Consider the following 20,447-nt stretch of genomic DNA (forward strand, 5'->3'; position numbering starts at 1 on the left):
TCTCGACGCACGGCCCGGCCCGACGGCTTGTCGCCGTCGGGCCGAGCCCGCGATCACCGCGTCACGTATGACAAGGCGTCGACGCGAAGCACGTCGCCGGTCTTCAGCACGAGGCGAAGGGTGTGCTGCCCCTTCTTCAGCCCGGTCTTCGCGAACAGCTGCTGCTGCGTCAGACGCGCGCCGTCGTGCACGTCGACCGTGTCGACCAGCTTGTCGTCGAGGTACACCTCGACCGTGCCCTGATCCGGAGCCTTCGGCCCGGTCACGGTGACCGCCGTTCCCGTGAAGGTCAGTGAGACGGCGTCGCTGGCGGTCTTCGTCCAGTGCACGTCGTCACGCACATCGCCGCGGAACCGGAACCCGAGCGTGGTGTCGCCGTCGGCGAGCGATCCGAGGAGCGCGGTGGACAGGGTCACGGCGTTGCCGTCGATCGTATAGTCCGATCCGGCGGTCAGCGCCGTGTCGCCGTGGTAGATCCCGAGCAGTTCGCTGGATGCGCGCGCGATGTGCACGGTCGCGGCGGCCGGAGCCGCTCGATCGAAGGCGATGTGGTCGACGTCGACGAGGCTCTCCTTCACGACGTCGAGCCGGTCCAGCAGCATGAACTGGCCGGACTTCTTGACCACGCGGATCGTGTGGCTCCCGTTCGGGAGGTCGCGCTTGCTGAACACCGTCTGCTGCGCACCCCGGCCGTCGGCCTGATACGTGTTGACCGTGCTGACCAGGACGCCGTCGACATACACGTCGGCCTCGCCCTGAGACGAGTGCGTCTCCGTGACCCAGTCGATGCCGGTGCCGACGAACGTGTACTGGAAGGAGCTGCCGTCGGGCTCCGCGTAGTGCACGTCGTCCTGGTAGTCGCCGAGTCCTCGACCCGTGCTCTGGCCCCACGCGCCGTTGTAGACGATCGACGGATCCGAGTCGTTGACGGCGACGACGTTCGACGGGGCGGTGCCGGGCGCGGATCCGCCCTTCGAGGAGTCGAACACCGAGGCGACGACGTTCTGCGTCACTCCGACGACCTCTTCTCCGCCGTTGCGCGACCAGGCGCCCGTGTAGGTCAGTTGGGCGTCGTCGTCGTTGAGGGCGACCGTCGCCCCCTTGGTCGGCGTGAACGTGTACAGCTGGGCGCCATGCACGGGGACATCACCGGCGACGAACGTGCCCTCGGCGGAGCCCACGTTCTTCTTCGCCCAGAGGTCCCGCACCTTTGCGGAGCCGGTGAGGCCCACATCCGCCAGAGACACGGTGATGTCGGCGTCGGTCTGGCCCAGGTTGAAGACCCCGACGGTGACGGATCCGTCCGGGTTGTTCGCGTACCAGACTTGACGCGGAGACGCGGTCGACACCGGGTGCGCAGCACGGCCGGCCTGGTTCACGGCGATGACCTCGTCGTTGGTGAGCAGCTGGATCCCGTAGTCGTCGAGCTTCGTCATGTCGTTGCCGATGTAGAACGGCGCGGCCGACACGGCCCAGAGCGTGGTCGCAGTGCGGCGCTCGTCCTTGGTCAGCCCGTCCATCTTGCCGTTGCCGACGTTGAGCGAGTCGAAGTCGTTCCACCCGGTGCGAGGGCCGGCATAGCGCCACCAGTCCGCTGCACGCGGGAACAGGCGCGCGATGTTGTCCCACTTGGTGAGCGCGACGTTCTCGCAGTAGCACTCGACGTCCCACTCGACCCGCCGGCCCTGCGCGTACTGCGTCCAGTAGTCGGCGTAGCGGATGTCGAGCGCCCAGGAGAGCTCGAACCAGATGTTGTTGCGCTTCAGCGCCTGCGACCAGGCCTTGACATCGTCGCGCGCGTCGACGGAGAGGTCGCCGATCCCGGATCCGGGCGTCACGCTGTCGAACTTCAGGAAGTCGATCCCCCATGACCCGAACAGGTCGGCGATCGAGTCGACGTACTTCTGGGCACACGGACGGGAGAAGTCGAGCGCGTAGCCGATCCCCCAGTAGTCGGCCTTCTGCAGCGGCTGCTTGACGATGTCGGCCGTGGTGCAGTCGGGCGCGCCGTAGATCGGCAGCGCCGCCTCGTAGACCGCCGGGGAGACGCCCGGGATGGAGTACAGCCCCACCTTCTGCCCGTTTCCGTGGATGTGGTCGATCACGGCCTGCAGACCGCTCGGGTAGAGGGTCTTGCTGGGGGTGGGACGCCCGTACTCGTCGTTGCCGTCGTTCCAGGCCGCGTCGATGTTGATGTGATCGAAGCCTGCGGACTGCAGCTTCTGATGCATGGCGTCGGACTGGGCGATGATCTGGTCAGCGGTGATCCACTTCGACCCATTGCCCGCGTAGACCTGCATGCTGTAGCTGCTCCAGCCCATGTAGGGACGAGCGCCGAGCGGTTCGTCCGGCGTCGTCGCGGCAGGCACGGCGTGCGTCGGCGTGGATGCCGAGGGAGCTGCGTGGGCGGCGGCCCCGAATCCGAGACTCAGCGCGCCGACGGCGGTGACGGCGAGTCCCGCGATCCAGCGTTGCCCGAGGGCGCGGCGATCGATGGTGTTCATGATTTCCTCTCTGCGGTGGGTTCGGCGGTGAACCCCGCGCCTCGTCGCGCGGTTCCCAGGGTGGATCCCGTCGGCGGATCAGATCCGTTCGACGTCGAAGAGCATGGCCTGCTGCGGGTTCAGGGTCGGCAGGGGGACGCCGGCGACGGCGAGCACCGTTCCGGGGAGCTCCACGCCGTCGTCGGCGAGGCCAGACATCCAGGCGGGGGCGGCGACCAGATGCTGGCTCACCGGGCCGAGCTCGTCCCGCAGCCGCACGCGATAGCGCGCTGCGGCGTCGAGTCCCGGGAAGCGCACGCGACCGGTCTGCCCATCCGCGGAGGTCGCCAGCCGCGCCCAGGTGAACAGCGCACGAGCCCGATCGGGTGCGACGATGCCGGTGAGCAGGGCGCCGTCATCGTTGAGGTCGGCGTTGACCACCTCACCGCGATGAATCAAGGGCCGCAGCTCCTTGTACAGCGCCGCCCACGCGGCGATCACCTCGAGTTCCTCCGGAGGCGCGGCAGTGAGGTCGGCCTCGATACCGGCATGGGCGGTGAGCGCCACCGCGAGCCGGAACGAGAGATCTGTCCGACGTGAGGTCGTGTGCGAGCGTTCGGCGCCGAGGTGCGAGCCGATCAGCTCCGGCGGCACGAGCAGACGCGTCCACCGCTCGATGCGGGCACGCTCGACGGGGTCGTTGCAGTCGGAGGCCCACACCCGGTCCGTGCGCTCGAGAATACCGAGGTCGACGCGGCCCCCGCCCCCCGAGCAGGTCTCGATCTCGAGCCCGGGGTGGCGCTCGCGCAGCTCGTCCAGCATCCGATAGAGCGCGAGGGTCTGGGCATGCACGAGGGGGCGGTCGCCGCCGTCGCGCCGGCCGACGGGCTCGAGCAGGTCGCGGTTGTGATCCCACTTGAGGTAGTCGATGCGATGCCGCCCGACGAGGGCGCTGATCCGCTCGATCACCAGGGCGTAAGCGTCCGGATCCGCAAGATCCAGGACCTGCTGGTGGCGCGATGTGGATCCTGCGCCTTCCTGCGGCGCGAGGATCCATTCGGGATGCTCGCGGGCGAGATCCGAATCGGGGTTGACCATCTCGGGCTCGAACCAGAGCCCGAACTGCATCCCCCGTGCGCGCACGGCTTCGACGAACGGCCCGAGCCCCTGCGGCCACACCTGCTCGTCGACGAGCCAGTCGCCGAGCCCGGCACTGTCGTCGCGACGACCGCGGAACCAGCCGTCGTCGAGCACGATGCGCTCGACGCCGACCTCCGCGGCGCGGTCGGCGATCTCCACGAGCCGATCGAGGTCGTGGTCGAAGTAGACCGCCTCCCACGTGTTCAGCACGAGCGGGCGCGGGGTGCTCGGGTGCTGACGCCGGGCGCGCAGCCGACGGTGGAAGCGCGACGACAGGCCGTCGAGTCCGCGATCGGACCACGCGAACAGCACAGTGGGCGCGTCATAGCGCTCCCCCGGTTGCAGGATCACCTCACCCGCGCGCAGCAGCTCGCCGGCGCCGAGGGTGCGCGAGAAACCACCGGCGCCCTCGGGCAGACGCTCCGCGAGATACTCCCCATCGCCGCTCCAGGCGAGGTGGACGCCCCAGACCTCCCCTCGCCCGAACCCGAACGCGGGGGTCCCTGCGACCAGCAGGAACGGCGCATCGTGGCCGGGCTTGCCCCTGCGGGCGCGGCGAGAATGCGTGCCGAAGGCGAACGGCAGGCGCTGCGGCGCGCGCTCCCGGCACCACTTGCCTGTCAGGTCGAGCAGCTCCTCGGCGCGCTCCGGCAGGGGCAGCAGGGCTCGCAGGCCGTCGAGCATGTAGGCGCCCGGCGCGTCGGACGGATTCTGCACCGAAAGATCCACCGCGAGCACCCCTGCGGGGTCGAGTCGGAGGTCGAGCCGCGCGGCGGTTCCGGCGACCGCGTCATGGAATCGCAGAGTGAGGAGTCCGCCGCCGTCGTGCGCCGGCTCCACCTGCGCGGAAACGAGCTCGGGTCGCGGCGTGGTGGCGAGACCCGAACGGTGCCCCGTCTGCGCCGGAGTCCCGGCCCAGCCGTCGCGCTCGCTCGGCCACACCGTGAATGAACGGGGTACGTCCGGGGCGTTGTTCAGCACAGCGGGGATCGCCGTCGCGCGCAGCGCTCGGATCGCCTCCTCGTCGAGCAGGCCGAGATCGGCCCCCCAGTGCAGCACCTGCGGAACCGGTGCGGAGCAGTCGACGACGACCGCTGTTCCCGCGGCTCGCAGTGTGTGGACAGCACCCTCGCTGTGCAGCATCGAACGTTCCCCTCACATTTATTGACAGTGGTAATTAATCACGATTACGCTGGCGGTGCAAGCAAAGATCCGAGGTCTGCGGCGACAGCCCCGACCACTGCCGGATCGCACGATCGATGAGGATGCCGATGCCCGACACCCTGCGCCTGTCCTGGGACTGCCCTGCTGACCGGTGGGAAGCAGCCGTCCCGCTCGGCAACGGGCGGATCGGCGCGATGGCGTTCGGCGGCCCGTCCGCTCGATACGCGCTGAACGACGCGACCGTGTGGTCCGGGACACCGGACGGCCCGGCGCGGGCACTGCACGAAGTACTCGCCCACGGGGCTGGCCCCGAACGCCTCGCCGACGTGCGGAGGGCTCTCGACGCCGGCCGGGTGCGAGACGCCGAAGCGCTGCTGATGGCGTTCGAGGGGCCGTACTCGCAGGAGTTCCTGCCTCTCGCCGATCTGCGGATCGCGATACCCGGTGCGCGCGCCGCAGCCCCGGTGCGGATCCTCGACCTCGACGATGCGGTGCTGACCGAGACCCTCCTCACCGACAACGGCCCGGTGCGCCGTCGCTCGTGGGTGTCCGCGCCCGCCGGCGCGCTGATCGTCGAGCTGACCGGCGAGGCGGAGTTCGCGGTCGACCTGGCTCTCTCGACGCCGCTGCACGGGGCGGCACACGAGCACGGGATCGGGCTCGACGTCATCGCCCCCGTGGACGGCGCACCCTTGCACGAGGCCCCCGCGGCGCCGCACCGCTACGCAACCTCCGACGACGACTTCGACGCCTTCGCGTCGGTCGCCGTCGCACTCGACACCGACGGTTTCGTGGAGGCGACGCCGTCCGGCGCACGCCTGCACGGGGTCCGACGGCTGCTGATCGCCCTCTCCACATCGTCTCGCGCCGGGTTATGGTGGGCCGACGCGGACGGGGAGTGGCGGACCGCCTCCCGCGAGGCGATCCGGGACCGCGCCAGGAAACAGGCCGATGCGGCAGCACACCGCTCCGCATCGGACCTCGTCGACGAGCACGTCGCCGACCGTCGGCGGCAGGCTCAGGCGCGGTTCGCGATCGGCGGCCGACGTGAAGGCACCTGGGACGTCGATCGTGACGTGCTGCACGGGGCGGATCCTGCGCTGCGCGCGACCGTGATCGCAGAGTACGGCACCTACCTGCTGCTCTCGGCGTCGCGCGACGGCAGCCCGCCCGCGAACCTGCAGGGCATCTGGAACGATCAACTGCGTCCGGCCTGGTCGTCCAACTACACGATCAACATCAACACTCAGATGAACTACTGGGCCGCTCCCCTGCTCGGCCTCGACGACTCGTTCGAGCCCCTCCTCGCACTCGTGGAGCACGTCGCACGGAACGGGCGCGAGGTCGCTCGGAAGCTCTACGGTGCGCGCGGCTGGGTCGCTCACCACAACACGGATCTCTGGGGTTGGGCGTTGCCCGTCGGAAACGGCCGCGGCGCCGCGAGCTGGGCGATCTGGATGATGGGCGGAGTGTGGCTCACCCACAACCTGTGGGATGCGTACGCGTTCGGGGGCGATCGAGGACTCCTGCGCACCAGGATCTGGCCACTCCTGCGCGGAGCCGCCGAGTTCTGCCTCGACTGGCTGATCGCGGGTCCGGACGGAGCCCTCCGCACCTCGCCGTCGACCTCTCCCGAGAACTCCTTCGTCGCCGCGGACGGCGCGAACACGGCTCTCGGTCACACCGCGGCGAGCGATCTCTTCCTCATCGCCGCACTGTTCGAGCGCACCCTCATCGCGCTGGAGGATCTGAGACTGGAGGATCCGCTGCGCGACGAGATCGAGGCGGCGCTGGCCGCGCTCGCCCGGGCCTGGATCGATTCCCGCGGCCGTCTGCAGGAGTGGTCGGCGGACGTGGAGGAAGCGGAGCCGCTGCATCGGCATCTCTCTCCGCTGATCGGCATGTACCCGCTCGACGTGCTCACGAGGGACCGGGATCCGCTCCTGTTCGAGGCGGGGATCCGCCTGCTCGACGCGCGCGGCCCCGGCGCGATGGGCTGGTCGTGGGCGTGGAAGATCGCGCTGCGCGCCCGCATCGGCGACGGCGAGGCGGCGGCCGCACTGCTCGAGGAAGCTCTGACGCCCTTCGGTGGCGACGCCTCGCGGCACGGACCGGTCGACGGATCGGAATGGGGCGGCCTGCTTCCGAACCTGTTCAGCACGCACCCGCCGTTCCAGATCGACGGGAACCTGGGCTTCCCCGCCGCCATCGCCGAGATGCTCGTGCAGAGCCACGAGGGCGTCGTGGCCCTGCTCCCCGCACTCCCCTCCACGTGGCCCGACGGCGACGTCCAGGGCATCCGGGCGCGCACCGGTCTGCGGGTCGACCTGTCCTGGCGAGGTGGCGCTCTCGCCGCATCGACCATCCACAACGCCCTGCCCGTGCCGCGGCGCGTCACAGTGGGCTGGGAGGGGCGCCGGATCTCGCTGGTGGCGCCCGGCCATGGAAGCATCGAACTATCGATCGCCGACTTCGAACGAGGGGAACAGGATGCACGGTGACCTCGCGGATGTCGACGTACCCACGACGCAGACCGAACCCGCCGACTTCGACCGGTTCTGGGCCGACACCCTCGCCGAGACCCGCACACATCCCCTCGACGTGACGCTGACTCCGCATCCGACCGGCCTCGCGGTGATCGACGTGTTCGATGTCACCTTCCAAGGCTTCGGCGGGTTGCGGATCCACGCCTGGCTGCGCGTGCCGCGCGGCGTCACCGGAGCATTGCCGGGGCTCGTCCAGTTCTTCGGCTACGGCAACGGCCGTGGGCACGCGCTGCGCGACCTGCGGTGGGCGGCGGCCGGTTATGCGCATCTCGTGGTCGACGCCCGCGGCCAAGGGCACGGGACCACCGAGGACGACCGCCCGGGCGGCGGACCCTCGGCCGGAGGGTTCCTCACCCGCGGCCTCCGCTCACCCCAGGAGTACTACTACCGCGGCGTCTACGCCGACGCGGTGCGCGCCGTCGAGGCACTGCGCGCCCTGGAAGTCGTGGACGCGGGTCGCGTCGGCGTCGTCGGCGCGAGCCAGGGCGGTGGGATCGCCCTCGCGATGGCCGGCCTCGTGCCCGACCTGCGCGCGGCGATCATCCAGGCCCCGTTCCTCTGCGAGCTCGACCGCGCTGCCCTGCTCAGCCGCGAGCATCCTTACGCGCTGCTCACGCAGCACTTCGCGGATCGACGCCTCGAGGTCGCCACCGCTCTGGATACCCTGCGCTACTTCGACGGGGTCAACCTCGCCCGTCGCGCGACCGCGCCGGCGCTGCTGAGCACCGGTCTGCTCGACGGCATCGCACCGCCCGAGACCGTGCTGCCCGCGTTCACCGCCTACAGCGGCCCGAAGCAGGTCGTGCTCTGGCCCTACAACGGACACGAGGCCGGAGGTGATCTCGACGAGGAGAACGCGATCGAGTTCGCCGCCGCGCACCTGTGACCCCGTGCCCGCAGATGGAGAAGATCAGATGAACGACGAGACCGCGACCCGCACCACCCTCATCCGCACCGCATCGGAGGCGGGTTCGCGTGTGTTCGCGACGATCCTCACGCACAGCCCGATCAGCCGCATCGACATCGCACGGCAGACGGGGCTCTCGCAGGCCGCCGTCACCAAGGCCGTGTCTCCGCTGGTGGCCGCGGGCCTCGTCGACGCACCGCCGGCGTCGCAGCGCGACGGCAACCCCGGCCGGCCGGCCGCGCCGGTCTCGATTGTGCCGGATGCCATGGTGATGCTCGGGATCAAGGTCAACGTCGACGAGATCATCGGCGTGGCCACCGACCTCGCCACGCGCGTGCTGCACGACGAGCACCGCACTCTGTCGGCGCACGACCCGCAGACCGTCGTCATGGCGATCGCCGACGTCGTGTCCACGCTGGAGGCGGCGCTCGGCGAGAAGGCCGCGTCGATCGCCGGCGTCGGCGTGTCCGTCTCCGGCGATGTCGATACGGCGACCGGCGTCGTCCGCGAATCGGCGATCATGGGCTGGAGCGACGAGGATCTGGGTGGTGCCCTGCGGCAGCGCCTGGGACGCGTGGTGACGCTCGAGAACGACGTGCACGCGCTGACCGTCGGCGAGCACTGGTTCGGCGTCGGGCTCGGCACCGAGTCCTTCGCGATCGTCACGATCGGCCGCGGCATCGGCAGCGGCCTGCACCTCAACGGCCAGGTCGTGACCGGGGCCTACGGCGTCTCCGGAGAGATCGGGCACCTGCCGCTCGCAGACCCGTCGCGGATCTGCCCGTGCGGACGCCACGGGTGCGTCGAGGCCGTCGCGTCCACCCCCGCACTCGAGGCGTCGCTCTCGGCAGCGCTCGGCAGGGAGATCGACATCGCCGAGGCGGTCCGGCTGGCGCGCGCCGGAGACCCGGTCGCCGACGCGGCGTTCCGCGAAGCCGCGGCGCTGGTCGGCACGGCCATCGCCACCCTGGTGAACCTCACCGGCCCGGAGCTCGTGATCCTCGGCGGCGAGGCCGCGGCCGACTTCGATCCTTACGACCAGGTGCTGCGCGAGGCCTTCCGGGAGCACGCTTTCGGTGCCGCCTCGCGTTGCCGCATCGTCACCCGACCGCACACCTTCCAGGACTGGGCTCGCGGCGCCGCCGCGGCGGCGATCCAGTCCCTCGTCCGCTGATCACCCGCGCATCCGGAGCTCGTCATGACCCGTATCACCGCCGCGCGCGCCGCGCTGGTCGACATCCCCGTCGAGACCGTCCGGACCGACGCCGTGCAATCCTTCCTGAAGCAGGAGACGATCATCGTCGACCTCGACACCGACGGCGGCGTGTCAGGGCGGGGGTACTCGTACACGATCGGCACAGGCGGCCGCGCGGTGCTGTCGATGCTGCGCGATCATCTGCTCCCGGCCGTGATCGGCCAGGATGTGCGCCGCCCTGAGGCAGTGTGGCATCACGCTTTCTCGCAGACGCGCGCGACGACCACAGGGGCGATCACCTCGCTCGCGCTCGCAGCGATCGACACCGCCGTGTGGGACGCCCGCTGCCGCTCGCACGGGGAACCGCTGTGGCGCGCGGCAGGCGGCACGAACCCGGAGGTTCCGCTGTACGACACCGAGGGCGGTTGGCTGCACATCGACACCGACACCCTCGTGGCGAACACGGTCGCCGCCCGCGACGGCGGCTGGCAGGGCTCGAAGCTCAAAGTCGGCTCCCCCGACCCGGCGCGGGACGTGGAACGCCTCACCGCCGTCCGCGATGCCGTGGGCCCCGGATATCGACTCATGGTGGACGCGAACCAGGGCCAGACCCTGGCCGACGCCCGCGCCCGCGCTCGCGCGCTCGAACCGGTCGGCATCTCGTGGTTCGAGGAGCCGTTGCCCGCCGACGACGTCTCGGCGCACGCCCGGCTCGTCGACTCGACGTCGATCCCCATCGCGGTCGGCGAGTCGCTGTACTCGGTCGCGCAGTTCAAGGAGTACCTGGCGCGGGATGCTGCGACGGTCGTGCAACCGGATGTCGCGCGGGTGGGCGGGATCACGCCCTGGCTGAAGATCGCGCATCTGGCGGAGGCGTTCAACGTACCGGTCTGCCCGCACTTCCTCATGGAGCTGCACCTCAGCCTCGTCGCGGCCGTGCCGAACGGTCGCATCGTGGAGTACATCCCGCAGCTGCGCGCCGTGACCACCGCCGACATCGTGGTCGTCGACGGCCGGGCCACCGCCCCCGAGACACCGGGCATCGGCATCGCCTGGGACGACGACGCGCTGGACGACCTGCGCGTGCTCTGATGCGGGCGGGATCGACACGATCCCGCCCGGCGAGGTCGCACGGATCCACGAGACCGCACCGACGGATGAGGGCCGGGTGGAGATCCTCCACCCGGCCCTCATCGTCGGTCGACCCCGCGATCACTTGATCGCGTCGTACGCCTTCTGCTCCATCTTCAGGTAGTCGGAGAGACCGAGTCCGTCGATGTCCTTCTTGTACGCCGCCCACGCCGCGTCGTCGTTGATGTCGCGCTGGCCCGAGATGAACTCCGCCTCAGCCTGCGTGATGTATGTCGCGATGTTGGTCTGCAGGTCCGCGAGCTGGGAGGCCGTGGCCAGGTCGGGCCACAGCTTCTCCGCCGGGAACAGCACGTCCTTCGACGGGAAGTACGGCGAGTACTCCGCTGTGGCGTTCCAGAGCCGGCGCTCGTAGCCCGCCGGGGTGTAGATGTCCTCCGGGACGACCTGCGAGTTGCGGAACTCGAGCGAGTCCCAGTACTGCCCGAGCGACCGCCAGGCCGAGTTCGAGGTCTCGTCGTACACCAGCGGTTTGAACGTCGGCTTCATGCTCGGGTCGAGCGCGACGTCACCGGCAGCGGCCGGCACCCAGGCCTTCCCCTCGATGCCCATCGCGGCGCGCTTGGTGCCGTCGTCGGTCACGATGTAGTCGAGCAGCTTGATCGCCTTGATCCGCTCGTCCTCCGTCGACTTGTTCGTCAGCGCGAACATGCCCAGCGGGTTCACGGGCGACTTGTAGGTGGCGAGCTGGGTGCCGTCGGGTCCCTTGAGCGGCGCGACCGCGTCGTAGTTCTTATCCCGGCCATCGGGAGAGTCGGCGGTCACGAACACGTAGGGGTGCAGCGTGACGGCGGATCCGAGGATCTCGGTGCCGGCATTGTCTCCGATCGCCTTGAGCGCGTCGCCGTTCTGCGTGAAGGCCGCCTTGTCCAGCAACCCCTCCTTCGCCAGCGAGGCCATGAAGGCGAGCCCCTCGCGCCACTTGTCGGTCGTCGCCGCCAGCTTCACCTTGCCGTGGTCCATCACCATCGGTGCCGGCGTCGTCGGGCTGCTGTACGGCGCGTAGGTGAACGCGTTCATGAAGTAGTTGATGATCGGCTCGGAGACGGATCCGCTGAGCGGGATCTCGTCCTGCTTGCCGTTGCCGTTCGGGTCGTCGTTCTTGAACGCCCGGAGCACTGTCACCAGCTCATCCGTGGTGGTGGGCTGCTTCAACCCCAGCTTCTTCAGCCACGCGGAGTTCATCCAGAGCTTGGACGGCGCGCTGCAGTGCGTGCATTCGCTCCACTGCGTGATCGCGTAGATGTGCCCGTCCGGCGCGACGACCGACTGCTTCCAGTCCGGCTTCTCCTCGAACCGCTTCTTCAGGTTCGGCGCGTACTTGTCGATGAGGTCCTCGAGCGGCAGCAGCACACCCTGCTGACCGTACTTGATGATCTCGCCGCGCGAGAACGCGTCCACCCACGGCACCAGGAAGTAGGCGTCCGGGTAGTCGCCGCTCGCCAGGGACACCTGGCGCTTCTCGCCGGCGACGCTGCCGTCATAGGTCGTGGTCTGCCAGTCGAACTTGATGTCGAACTTCTTCGCCATCTCCTTCGTGAAGGCGTTGTCGTTGAGCGACCCGTTGTCGCCCTGCGGGCCGAAGGCGACGAACTTGCCGTTGCCGACGCTGCCGCCGCTGTTCGACGGCGAGCACGCCGCCATCGACAGGCTCACCGCCGCGACGGCGACAAGGGCGGCGGCGCCGCGGATGATGCTGTGTTTCATGGCCGGATTCTCCTTTGACCGGATGGGGCTTTCGGGTGGTGGTGGGTTCTGGGGAGCATCTGGTCAGCCCTTCACGGCGCCGACCATGATGCCCTTGCTGAAGTACTTGGAGACGAACGGGTAGGCGATGAGCATTGGCACCGTCGCGATCACGACCGTCGAGTACTTCAGCAGGTCTGCGAGCTCGCGCCGTTGCAACTGCGCGGCGACGTCTCCGCCACTGCCGCTCTGCGGCACGATCAGCAGGCCGCGCAGCACGAGCTGCAGAGGCTGCAGGTCGGCGCTGCGCAGATACAGCAGGGCGTCGAAGTAGGAATTCCACTGCATGATCGCGTACATCAGGGCGATCACCGCGAGCAGCGGCTTGGCGAGCGGTAGGACGATCGTCCACAGGATCCGCAGCTCACTCGCGCCGTCCAGCTGCGCCGCCTCGTACAGCTCCTCGGGGATGGAGCTGCGGAAGAACACCATCGCGATGATGACCTGCCACACGCCGATCGCGTTCGGCAGCAGCATCGACCAGCGCGTGTCCAGCAGTCCGAGCGACTGCACGACCAGGTACATCGGGATGAGACCGCCGCTGAACAGCATGGTGAACACCACGAAGCCCGTGAGCACCTTGGTGCCGTAGAGGCGCCCCCGCGAGAGGGGGTAGGCGATCGCAACGGTGCCGGCGACGCTGATCACGGTGCCCGCGACCGTGTAGAAGATCGAGTTCGCGAAACCGCGCAGGATCGCCGGGTTGCCGAGGGCCACTTCGTAGCCACGGAGCGTGAAGTCGACGGGCCAGAACAGCACGCGTCCCGATGAGACGGCCTGCGGGCTGGAGAACGAGCTGGCGAGCACGTTCAGCAGGGGCAGCAGCACCACCAGCAGGAAGATCGTGAGCAGGACGTAGGCCGAGATCACGAACACGCGATCCGCCCTGGTCTCCTTGACCTTGACGCCTCGTGCAGCCGACCGCGGGCGACGGCGTCCGGTGGGAGCGGTGGTGAGAAGTTCTGTGGAGGTCAGCGCATCGCTGTCGAGCAGGGCCATCACCAGAGTCCGTTTCCCGAGATGCGCTTCGACACCTTGTTGACCACGAGCAGAAGGATCAGTCCGATCACGGCGTTGAAGAGCCCGATCGTGGCGCCGAGGCTGAAGTTGGCGTTGAGGATGCCTGTCTTGTACACGTAGGTCGGGATGATCTCCGACGTCGACAGGTTGAGCGGATTCTGCAGCAGGAACGCCTTCTCGAAGCCGATCGCCATGATGTTGCCGACACCGAGGATCAGGATGATCGACGCGGTCGGCATGATCGACGGGATGTCCACGTTCCAGATCTTCTGCAGCCGGTTGGCGCCGTCGATCTTGGCCGCCTCGTAGAGCGAGACGTCGACCGCGGACAGCGCGGCGAGATAGATGACAGCGGAGTAGCCCGTCGTGGTCCACAGGTCGGTCGCGACGTAGATGTGCCGGAAGAAATCCGCGCTCGCGAGCAGGTCGACCTGGCCGGATCCGAAGAAGCTGAGGGTGCGCCCGAGCAAGCCGACCCGCGGTGACAGCAGCAGGATGGTCATGGAGACGATCACGACGGTCGAGATGAAGTAGGGCGCGTACGTGACCAGCTGCACCGTGCGCTTGAAGAAGCGGAGCCGCACTTCGTTGAGCGCCAGCGCCAGGATGATCGGAAGAGGGAAGCTCGCGATCAGCGTGTATCCGGCCAGCACCAGCGTGTTCACCAGGAGCCTGGGGAAGACCGGATTGCGGAACAGGTTCGCGAAGTTGTCGAACCCGACCCAGGGACTGCCCCACACGCCCTGCACAGGGTTGTAGTTCTTGAACGCGATCACGGCGTTCACCATGGGCACGTAGCGGAACACGATGAACCACACGACGGGCAGCAGCAGGAGCAGGTAAAGCTGCCAGTAGCGGCGGAGGCTGCGCGCGAACCTGGCGCGATGCGACATCTTCCGCGGCGGCGCTTTCACCGCCTCTGCGGATGCGTTCTGCTCGGCACTGAGCGTCATCTGAGTCCTCCAGGGGATTTACTTTACGTCGTAATATTATGTGCCCGAGCCCGTTTCCGCTAGTGATTCATCGGATGTATCTGGGCACAGACCCTTCCGGAGCAGCAAGAGGTCCTGATGACGCAAGAGATCGACATCCGCGAGTTCATGGATGCACCGGAGATGCTCGACGCCGGCCCCGCGCTGCGCGCGGCCATCGCAGCGGCACGGGCATTGGAGGGGCCGAGCCGACTGACGCTGGCGCCCGGCGACTACCACCTGTGGCCGGAGACCGCCTCGAAGCGCGAGCTGTACGTGTCGAACACGGTCGGCACGGACCCGGCCTACGCCATGAAGTCGATCGGGCTGCTCCTGGAGCAGGTGCACGACCTCGAGGTCGTCGGCCAGGGCGCCCGCCTCGCCCTGCACGGACACCAGACCGCGCTCGCGATCGTCGACAGCACGCGCGTCCGCCTCGACGGCCTGACGGTCGACTGGGCGGTACCGACCGTGATCGACGTGACCGTGGCCGATGCCGGCGTCGACGCGGAGGGCGCCTGGCGACTGCTCACCGTGCCAGCCGCGACGCTGTTCGAGGTCGAGGGCGCCGACGTCGTGTGGCTCTCGGAGCGCTCTCCGTTCACGGGCGAGCGATATTGGTCCGGCCGCAACGCCCTTGCCTACGCCCAGCGCCTCGACCCGTCCACCGGACGGGTCGAGCGCGGGCCCTGCCCGCTCTTCGACGACGTGACGGAGGTGACGCGGATAGACGAGCACACGATCCGGATCCGGCACTCCTCCACCGGGCCTCCGGACGACCGCGACACCGTCTACCAGCTGCGCGAGATCGTGCGCGACCATCCCGGCATGCTCGTGCTGGACTCCTCCGACGTCGAGCTGCGGCGGATGTGCATCCACTATCTGCACGGGTTCGGCCTCGTGGCGCAGACCGGCGAGAACCTGCTGCTCGACACGGTGGCGTTCCGCGCGCCGGAGGACTCAGGGCGCGTGACGGCGGGCTTCGCCGACTTCGTGCAGTGCTCCGGCATGAGAGGGCGGATCGAGATCCGCGGCTGCACGTTCGACGGCCCCCACGACGATCCGATCAACGTGCACGGCACCTACCTCGCGGTGGCCGCGGTGGAGGGCTCCCACCGGCTGACCCTCGAGTACCGCCACGATCAGACGGCCGGCTTCGCGCCGTTCTCCGTCGGCGACGGCATCGAACTCGTCGACCGCGGCACCTTGCAGCCCGTGCACCTCGGTACGATCGCCGGGATCGTCTCAGGCCCGAGCGGCCGCGACACCGTCTCCGCGTGCGCACCCATCGTCGTCGACGTCGCGAACGCTCTGCCCGACGATGTCGTCGCCGCGGCGGCCCGCGGCGAACTCGCCGTGGAGAACACCACCCGGACGCCTGAGGTCACGATCAGCGACTGCGCCTTCGTGCGCTCTCCGACGCGTGCGATTCTGGTAACCACACGCCGGCAGGTGCGGATCGAACGATGCCGCTTCGAGACGATCACCATGGCGTGCATCCAGATCGCCGCCGATGCCAGGGACTGGTGGGAGTCCGGGCCCGTCCGCGACGTCACGATCGCGGACAACCGGTTCCTGGGCGTGACCGCGGGCGTGCTCGAGGTCGCGCCTGGCACGTACGAAGGCGCCCCGCCGGCGCACGGCACGATCCGCCTCGAGCGCAACGAGATCGAGGCGGACGGGCCGCTGCTGGGCGAGATCCGCGGAGTCGAGTCGCTCGTGCTGCGCGGGAACCGCGTGCACCGTCTTCGCCCCCGCAGACGGGAGCATCCGGCGCTCGACGCTCCCGAAGACGGTTTCCGCCAGGATCCGCGCAGTTGAGCCGGGGGCGGCTGAGACGGGATCACCAGCGGTTTTCGCGGTGGGGACTCAGCCGAGTCGCAGTTCCTCGGGCTCCAGGACGAGGTCGATCAGGGCACCGCCGCGCAGCACGGTCATCTCCATCCGACGCCCGATCGCACCTTCGACCATGACGCGCTGCAGCCCCGTCGGGTCGAACACGGGCGTGCCGTCGATCGACAGCACGATGTCGCCGGGGCGGGCGCCCGCGAGAGCGGCAGGGCTCCCCGGAACCGTCGACATGACCTGCATCCCGGTCGCGGAGCCCACCTTCGCGGCGGCCTCGGGGGTGAGTGGAACCCTGGACCCTGCCACGCCGAGCCAGGCCCGGCGCACACGGCCGGCAGTGGAGAGCGTGTCGATGATCTCGAGCGTCGTGGCGTTGATCGGGACGGCGAGGCCGAGCCCGACGCCCGCGACGGCCGTGTTCACGCCGACGAGCCTGCCCGCACTGTCGGCCAGTGCGCCCCCGCTGTTGCCCGGGTTCAAGGCCGCATCCGTCTGGATCACCTCGTCGATCACGCGGCCCGACGCGGTCGGCAGAGAACGGCCGAGCGCCGACACGATGCCCGCAGTGACGCTGCCCGCGAGCCCTCGGGGGTTGCCGAGGGCGACGACGAGCTGCCCCACGCGCAGCCGTGCGGCGTCGCCCAGCGGCACCGGATCCGGCGTCCGCCCGCGGGCGCGCAGCACGGCGAGGTCACTCAGCACATCGGATCCGACGACGTCCGCGTCGGCCGTGGTGCCGTCGCCGAACGCGAGCCCCACCTCGCGCGCGCCCGTGACGACGTGCGCACTCGTGAGCAGCAGCCCGGCGCGGATCACCGTGGCGCTGCCGGCGCCCGCGCCTTCGGCCGTGCGCACGTTCACGGCCGCGACCGCAGGCAGCACCGTCTCGGCGACGCGCACCACGATGGTCGAGTACGCGTCGAGCGCTTCATCGTCGTCCATGATCAGCAGTCTCCGCCCGGACCGAGCGGGGTCGGCGGTCGTTCGCCGAGGGCTGACGCCTCCGCGCCGCCCTCGGCCTCACGCCTCGTTCGACGGCCCGGCGTTCAGTTCCGACGCGGCGCGCTGCAGCTGCCCCGCCGCGAGATCGAAAGGCTCGAACGAACGCTCCGCGCGAGCGATCGCGACCGCTCCCTCGGTCGCCGCGAGTACCTGAGCGGCGAAAGCCGGCGCGATCGACGGATCCGCCCCGCCTGCGACGAAGAGGCCTGCGAGCACACCGCGCCAGTCGCGGAACAGTCCTCCCGCCTTCTCACGCAGCGCGCCCGCACCCGTCGACGTGGTCACCGCGAGCAGCGAGCAGCCGACCGCGAAGTCGGTGAGTTCGAGCCCGCGCCGCCATCCGTCGGTGAATGTGCGCACGACCGTGCCCGGGTCCTTTCCGGCGAGCCCCTCGAGGCGATCGAAGGTGCGGGTGCTCTGTGCGTCGAGCGCTGCGGCGACCAGCTCGTCCTTGCCGCCGGGGAAGTGGTGATAGATCGACCCGCGGGGCGCACCCGAGCGCGCGATCACCTCGGTGAACGATGCGGCCTGGTAACCGTCCTCCGCGAGGATCCGGATCGCGGCCTCGATCATCGCGGTCCGGGCGTCCGACGTCACCTGTCAGGACCCCTGCAGCTTCGCGATCTCGGCCCTGGCCGCCTGCACGAGGTCCGCGTTCGTGTGCGCGGTGCCCCACAGGCCCCAGCCTCCCTCGACCGCCTCGGTCAGCAAGACCCACGTGCGCGCGGAGAGCGACGGATCCGCTGCCGCCTCCGCCACGGCATCGGTCAGCTGGGCGACCACGGCGAGCTGCTTGTCGCGGTCCAGCGCACCGGCGTTGGTGAGCACCTGGACCCGGACGTAATCGCTGTCACCGTCGACGTTGCGGATCGCGCCGGCCGGCAGCTCGTGCACGAACGCGGCCGTGTTCTTGCGGAACATCGGGATGTCGGGCACCTGCTCGACACGCATGACGATCTCGGCAAGACGCTGCGCGAGCACCTGCGGATCCGGGAACGTGCCCTCGGTCGCGTACAGATCGATCATCGGCATGACGAACTCCTTCGCTTTATGATGTTCGTCATATTATGTCGGCCATCATAGAGCGTCAAGGGGCGACTCGAAGGGTCGGCGTCGCGATCCAAGTCCGTCGAGCCATTGCAGGGCGCGATTGGATCCGACCGCGCTCGCCTGCCGACGTTCGCGTCGCGGTGCTCCACACATCGCTGCGGGGGGCGATCGCAGAATATTCCCAGGTCTGGAGATGAATCGGGATGTGGATAGCTCTGGAACATATCTTCGAAACAAGGTAAAATCGGGGTATGACCAGCACCCTCGACCCGCTTGTGGAAGCCACTCGGCTTCTGGAGCAGGCATGGGGTGAGGTCGAGTCCGGTGCGAGGCTCTCCCGCGCCGGTCTGGTCGCTGTCAACGACGCGATCGGGCAGCTCAAGCGCACCGCCGACGCCGTGCACGCGGAGGTCGCGGCCGGCATCGCCCGCGAGTCGCGGCGGGAGTTGGGTCCGGAGTCTTTGGCGAAGCAGCACGGGTACCGGAACGCGGCGCAGCTGATCGCGACCACGGCAGGATCGTCGACCGGTGACGCGGCCCGGCTGGTGAAACTGGGGGAGGCGACCGCGCCACGGTCGAACCTGATCGGCGAGGAGCTGCCGGCGAAGTTCCCCGCAGTGCGGGCGGCACTCGCGGCGGGCCGCGTCGGTGCCGCGGCGGCCGGGATGATCGTGTCGTTCCTGGACCGGATGATCGTGAACGTGGGGCGCGAGCGGGCAGGGGAGGCCGAACGTCTCCTGGTCGGGTTGGCACCGAGGTTGTCGCTGGATGAGGTGCGTCGGATGATCACCCGGATGGAGGCGCACCTGGACCCGGACGGGGTGCCGCCCCGGGAAGATGACCTGCGGGGGCAGGCGAAACTGTCTATGTTCGAACGCGACGGGATGCTGCACCTGAACGCGATCCTGGACCCTGAGCGGGCCGCCGCGGTGAAGACCGCGATCGAAGGATTCGTGTCCGCCCAGTTCGCCGCGAAACGTGACGGCCGCGACCCGAACGCCCCCGACGTCGACCGGCGCACTCTGGGGCAGATCCAGGCCGACGCCCTGGTGCATTTCGCCGAGCACGCCCTCACCTGCGTGAAGAGCAAGACGTTGAACGGGGCGACCGTGGTCGTCCGGGTCAATGCGCTGGATCTGGAATCCGGGACCGGATTCGGGTTGATCGACGGGATCACCCAGCCGGTCAGCATCGACACGGTCCGCCGAATGGCTGCCGCTGGCGGACTGATCGGGTGGGTGTGCGGGCAGGACGGGGAGATCCTGAACTGGGGACGCGAGAAAAGACTCTTCACCGATGCGCAGAAGCTCGCCCTCCGCGAACGTGACGGCGGGTGTGCGTTCTGCGGGCTCCCACCCGGAATGACCAAAGCCCACCACATCGACTGGTGGAAACGTGACCACGGCAAGACGGATCTATCCAACGGGGTCCTGTTGTGCGAAACATGCCACCACCTCGTCCACGACAACGGCTGGGAGATCCACATCGACGGCACGGGGATCCGCGCTAAAGTCTGGTTCCTGCCCCCACCGTCGACGGATCCCCTCCGCACTCCGCGCCTGGGCGGACGAGCCCGCACCGAGCACCTCACCTGACGTGCGGGGAGGGTGCGACGTTTCGTCTCGGTCGCCTGCGGCGCCCTCGCTCAACGACCCCGGGCGCGTCAGTCCTGCGGGGCGAGCCCGAGATGCCGGCGCAGCGCGACCGAGATGTCGTCGACGTACGCGAGCTGTTCAGGAGTGAGCGCGTCGAGGAAGAGCTCGCGCACGGCGCGCAGATGCGGGACCGAACCGGCGCGGAACTGCTCGCGCCCTTCATCCGTGGCCACCACGTCGACGCCGTGCGCACCGTCGACGCAGGGCTGCCGACGGATCAGCCCACGCTTCTCCATACGCCCGAGGTGATGCGAGAGGCGGCTGCGCTCCCAGCCGATGAGTGCCGCCAGCTCGGATGAGCGCAGCATGTGCTCCGGCGCCTCGGTGAGCGCGAGCAGCACCTGGTAGTCGCCGGATGAGAGCGCCGACTCGCTCAGCAGGCGGGCGGTCAGCCGCGCGCGGAGCGCCTCGGCCGTCTCGATGTGGTCCCGCCAGATACGCAGCTGCTCCCGCGTGGGCATCGACCGGGGGTGGGACCCGTTCATCTCGCCTCCTCGGGAATTGATACGTCAATCTTATCGTTGCATCGGCTATTGACACGTCAATCGGACGGTCGGATCCCTGAGAGGAC

At 69.2% G+C, this 20,447-nt stretch carries 15 protein-coding genes; 6 read left to right on the plus strand and 9 right to left on the minus strand.

Features of this window, described 5'->3' with window-relative positions; translation table 11 throughout:
• Window positions 1–53 precede the first annotated feature (53 nt).
• Together ACFWCK_RS03805 and ACFWCK_RS03810 are read right to left on the minus strand one after the other, a co-directional pair.
• Window positions 54–2,504, minus strand: coding sequence for a X2-like carbohydrate binding domain-containing protein (locus tag ACFWCK_RS03805; RefSeq protein ID WP_378804631.1), 2,451 nt, complete (start codon window positions 2,502–2,504; stop codon window positions 54–56).
• A 78-nt stretch (window positions 2,505–2,582) separates the two neighbouring features.
• Window positions 2,583–4,766, minus strand: coding sequence for an alpha-galactosidase (locus ACFWCK_RS03810; protein WP_378804632.1), 2,184 nt, complete (start codon window positions 4,764–4,766; stop codon window positions 2,583–2,585).
• Window positions 4,767–4,894: 128 nt separating this feature from the next.
• Between ACFWCK_RS03810 and ACFWCK_RS03815 the strand changes: the two genes are divergently transcribed.
• From ACFWCK_RS03815 to ACFWCK_RS03830, 4 genes are read left to right on the plus strand one after another with little or no spacing between them, the layout of a single operon-like run.
• Window positions 4,895–7,288 carry a glycoside hydrolase N-terminal domain-containing protein gene (locus tag ACFWCK_RS03815; RefSeq protein ID WP_378804633.1) on the plus strand — a complete coding sequence of 798 codons (2,394 nt, stop codon included), beginning with the start codon at window positions 4,895–4,897 and terminating at the stop codon, window positions 7,286–7,288.
• The gene (locus ACFWCK_RS03820; RefSeq protein WP_378804635.1) at window positions 7,278–8,219 is read left to right on the plus strand and encodes an acetylxylan esterase; all 942 of its coding nucleotides are present in this window, start codon (window positions 7,278–7,280) and stop codon (window positions 8,217–8,219) included. Before ACFWCK_RS03815 ends, ACFWCK_RS03820 begins: the two co-directional genes overlap by 11 nt.
• A 28-nt stretch (window positions 8,220–8,247) precedes the next feature.
• Window positions 8,248–9,414 (plus strand): ROK family protein, encoded by a 1,167-nt coding sequence (locus ACFWCK_RS03825; protein ID WP_378804636.1) that lies wholly within the window; start codon window positions 8,248–8,250, stop codon window positions 9,412–9,414.
• Window positions 9,415–9,438: 24 nt separating this feature from the next.
• On the plus strand, window positions 9,439–10,527 hold the full coding sequence (locus ACFWCK_RS03830; RefSeq protein ID WP_378804637.1) for a mandelate racemase/muconate lactonizing enzyme family protein: 1,089 nt from the start codon (window positions 9,439–9,441) through the stop codon (window positions 10,525–10,527).
• Window positions 10,528–10,647: 120 nt separating this feature from the next.
• On the opposite strand, the gene ACFWCK_RS03835 is transcribed toward ACFWCK_RS03830, so the two are convergent.
• From ACFWCK_RS03835 to ACFWCK_RS03845, 3 genes are all read right to left on the minus strand, one after another.
• The gene (locus ACFWCK_RS03835) at window positions 10,648–12,291 is read right to left on the minus strand and encodes an ABC transporter substrate-binding protein (RefSeq protein ID WP_378804639.1); all 1,644 of its coding nucleotides are present in this window, start codon (window positions 12,289–12,291) and stop codon (window positions 10,648–10,650) included.
• A 63-nt stretch (window positions 12,292–12,354) separates the two neighbouring features.
• Window positions 12,355–13,329: a carbohydrate ABC transporter permease gene (locus ACFWCK_RS03840; RefSeq protein ID WP_378804640.1), complete on the minus strand. Its 975-nt coding sequence runs from the start codon at window positions 13,327–13,329 to the stop codon at window positions 12,355–12,357.
• The gene (locus ACFWCK_RS03845) at window positions 13,329–14,303 is read right to left on the minus strand and encodes an ABC transporter permease (protein ID WP_378804641.1); all 975 of its coding nucleotides are present in this window, start codon (window positions 14,301–14,303) and stop codon (window positions 13,329–13,331) included. Before ACFWCK_RS03845 ends, ACFWCK_RS03840 begins: the two co-directional genes overlap by 1 nt.
• Window positions 14,304–14,420: 117 nt before the next feature.
• On the opposite strand from ACFWCK_RS03845, the gene ACFWCK_RS03850 reads away from it, so the two are divergent.
• Window positions 14,421–16,142, plus strand: a complete 1,722-nt coding sequence (locus ACFWCK_RS03850) for a hypothetical protein (RefSeq protein ID WP_378804643.1) — start codon at window positions 14,421–14,423, stop codon at window positions 16,140–16,142.
• 48 nt (window positions 16,143–16,190) lie between these two features.
• Here ACFWCK_RS03850 and ACFWCK_RS03855 read toward each other — a convergent pair whose 3' ends face one another.
• The 3 genes from ACFWCK_RS03855 to ACFWCK_RS03865 form a co-directional block, all read right to left on the minus strand.
• Window positions 16,191–17,111 (minus strand): S1C family serine protease, encoded by a 921-nt coding sequence (locus ACFWCK_RS03855; RefSeq protein WP_378804644.1) that lies wholly within the window; start codon window positions 17,109–17,111, stop codon window positions 16,191–16,193.
• A gap of 78 nt (window positions 17,112–17,189) precedes the next feature.
• Window positions 17,190–17,768, minus strand: coding sequence for a TetR/AcrR family transcriptional regulator (locus ACFWCK_RS03860; RefSeq protein WP_378804646.1), 579 nt, complete (start codon window positions 17,766–17,768; stop codon window positions 17,190–17,192).
• A gap of 3 nt (window positions 17,769–17,771) precedes the next feature.
• A complete protein-coding gene (locus ACFWCK_RS03865; RefSeq protein WP_378804647.1) occupies window positions 17,772–18,203 on the minus strand; it encodes a hypothetical protein in 432 nt (143 codons plus the stop codon).
• Window positions 18,204–18,472: 269 nt separating this feature from the next.
• Here ACFWCK_RS03865 and ACFWCK_RS03870 point away from each other — a divergent pair, with 269 nt between their 5' ends.
• On the plus strand, window positions 18,473–19,816 hold the full coding sequence (locus ACFWCK_RS03870) for a DUF222 domain-containing protein (protein ID WP_378804648.1): 1,344 nt from the start codon (window positions 18,473–18,475) through the stop codon (window positions 19,814–19,816).
• 68 nt (window positions 19,817–19,884) lie between these two features.
• Here ACFWCK_RS03870 and ACFWCK_RS03875 read toward each other — a convergent pair whose 3' ends face one another.
• The gene (locus ACFWCK_RS03875) at window positions 19,885–20,361 is read right to left on the minus strand and encodes a MarR family winged helix-turn-helix transcriptional regulator (protein ID WP_378804649.1); all 477 of its coding nucleotides are present in this window, start codon (window positions 20,359–20,361) and stop codon (window positions 19,885–19,887) included.
• Window positions 20,362–20,447: the final 86 nt, after the last annotated feature.

Origin of the sequence: Microbacterium sp. NPDC060117 (genome assembly GCF_042729315.1) — a bacterium.
Classification (GTDB): Bacteria; Actinomycetota; Actinomycetes; order Actinomycetales; family Microbacteriaceae; genus Microbacterium.

Bases quoted from the DNA above. Each gene is read 5' to 3' on its own strand.
- ACFWCK_RS03805 (WP_378804631.1), bottom strand. From the start codon at position 2,504: ATGAACACCATCGATCGCCGCGCCCTCGGGCAACGCTGGATCGCGGGA.
- ACFWCK_RS03810 (WP_378804632.1), bottom strand. From the start codon at position 4,766: ATGCTGCACAGCGAGGGTGCTGTCCACACACTGCGAGCCGCGGGAACA.
- ACFWCK_RS03815 (WP_378804633.1), top strand. From the start codon at position 4,895: ATGCCCGACACCCTGCGCCTGTCCTGGGACTGCCCTGCTGACCGGTGG.
- ACFWCK_RS03820 (WP_378804635.1), top strand. From the start codon at position 7,278: ATGCACGGTGACCTCGCGGATGTCGACGTACCCACGACGCAGACCGAA.
- ACFWCK_RS03825 (WP_378804636.1), top strand. From the start codon at position 8,248: ATGAACGACGAGACCGCGACCCGCACCACCCTCATCCGCACCGCATCG.
- ACFWCK_RS03830 (WP_378804637.1), top strand. From the start codon at position 9,439: ATGACCCGTATCACCGCCGCGCGCGCCGCGCTGGTCGACATCCCCGTC.
- ACFWCK_RS03835 (WP_378804639.1), bottom strand. From the start codon at position 12,291: ATGAAACACAGCATCATCCGCGGCGCCGCCGCCCTTGTCGCCGTCGCG.
- ACFWCK_RS03840 (WP_378804640.1), bottom strand. From the start codon at position 13,329: ATGGCCCTGCTCGACAGCGATGCGCTGACCTCCACAGAACTTCTCACC.
- ACFWCK_RS03845 (WP_378804641.1), bottom strand. From the start codon at position 14,303: ATGACGCTCAGTGCCGAGCAGAACGCATCCGCAGAGGCGGTGAAAGCG.
- ACFWCK_RS03850 (WP_378804643.1), top strand. From the start codon at position 14,421: ATGACGCAAGAGATCGACATCCGCGAGTTCATGGATGCACCGGAGATG.
- ACFWCK_RS03855 (WP_378804644.1), bottom strand. From the start codon at position 17,111: ATGGACGACGATGAAGCGCTCGACGCGTACTCGACCATCGTGGTGCGC.
- ACFWCK_RS03865 (WP_378804647.1), bottom strand. From the start codon at position 18,203: ATGCCGATGATCGATCTGTACGCGACCGAGGGCACGTTCCCGGATCCG.
- ACFWCK_RS03870 (WP_378804648.1), top strand. From the start codon at position 18,473: ATGACCAGCACCCTCGACCCGCTTGTGGAAGCCACTCGGCTTCTGGAG.
- ACFWCK_RS03875 (WP_378804649.1), bottom strand. From the start codon at position 20,361: ATGAACGGGTCCCACCCCCGGTCGATGCCCACGCGGGAGCAGCTGCGT.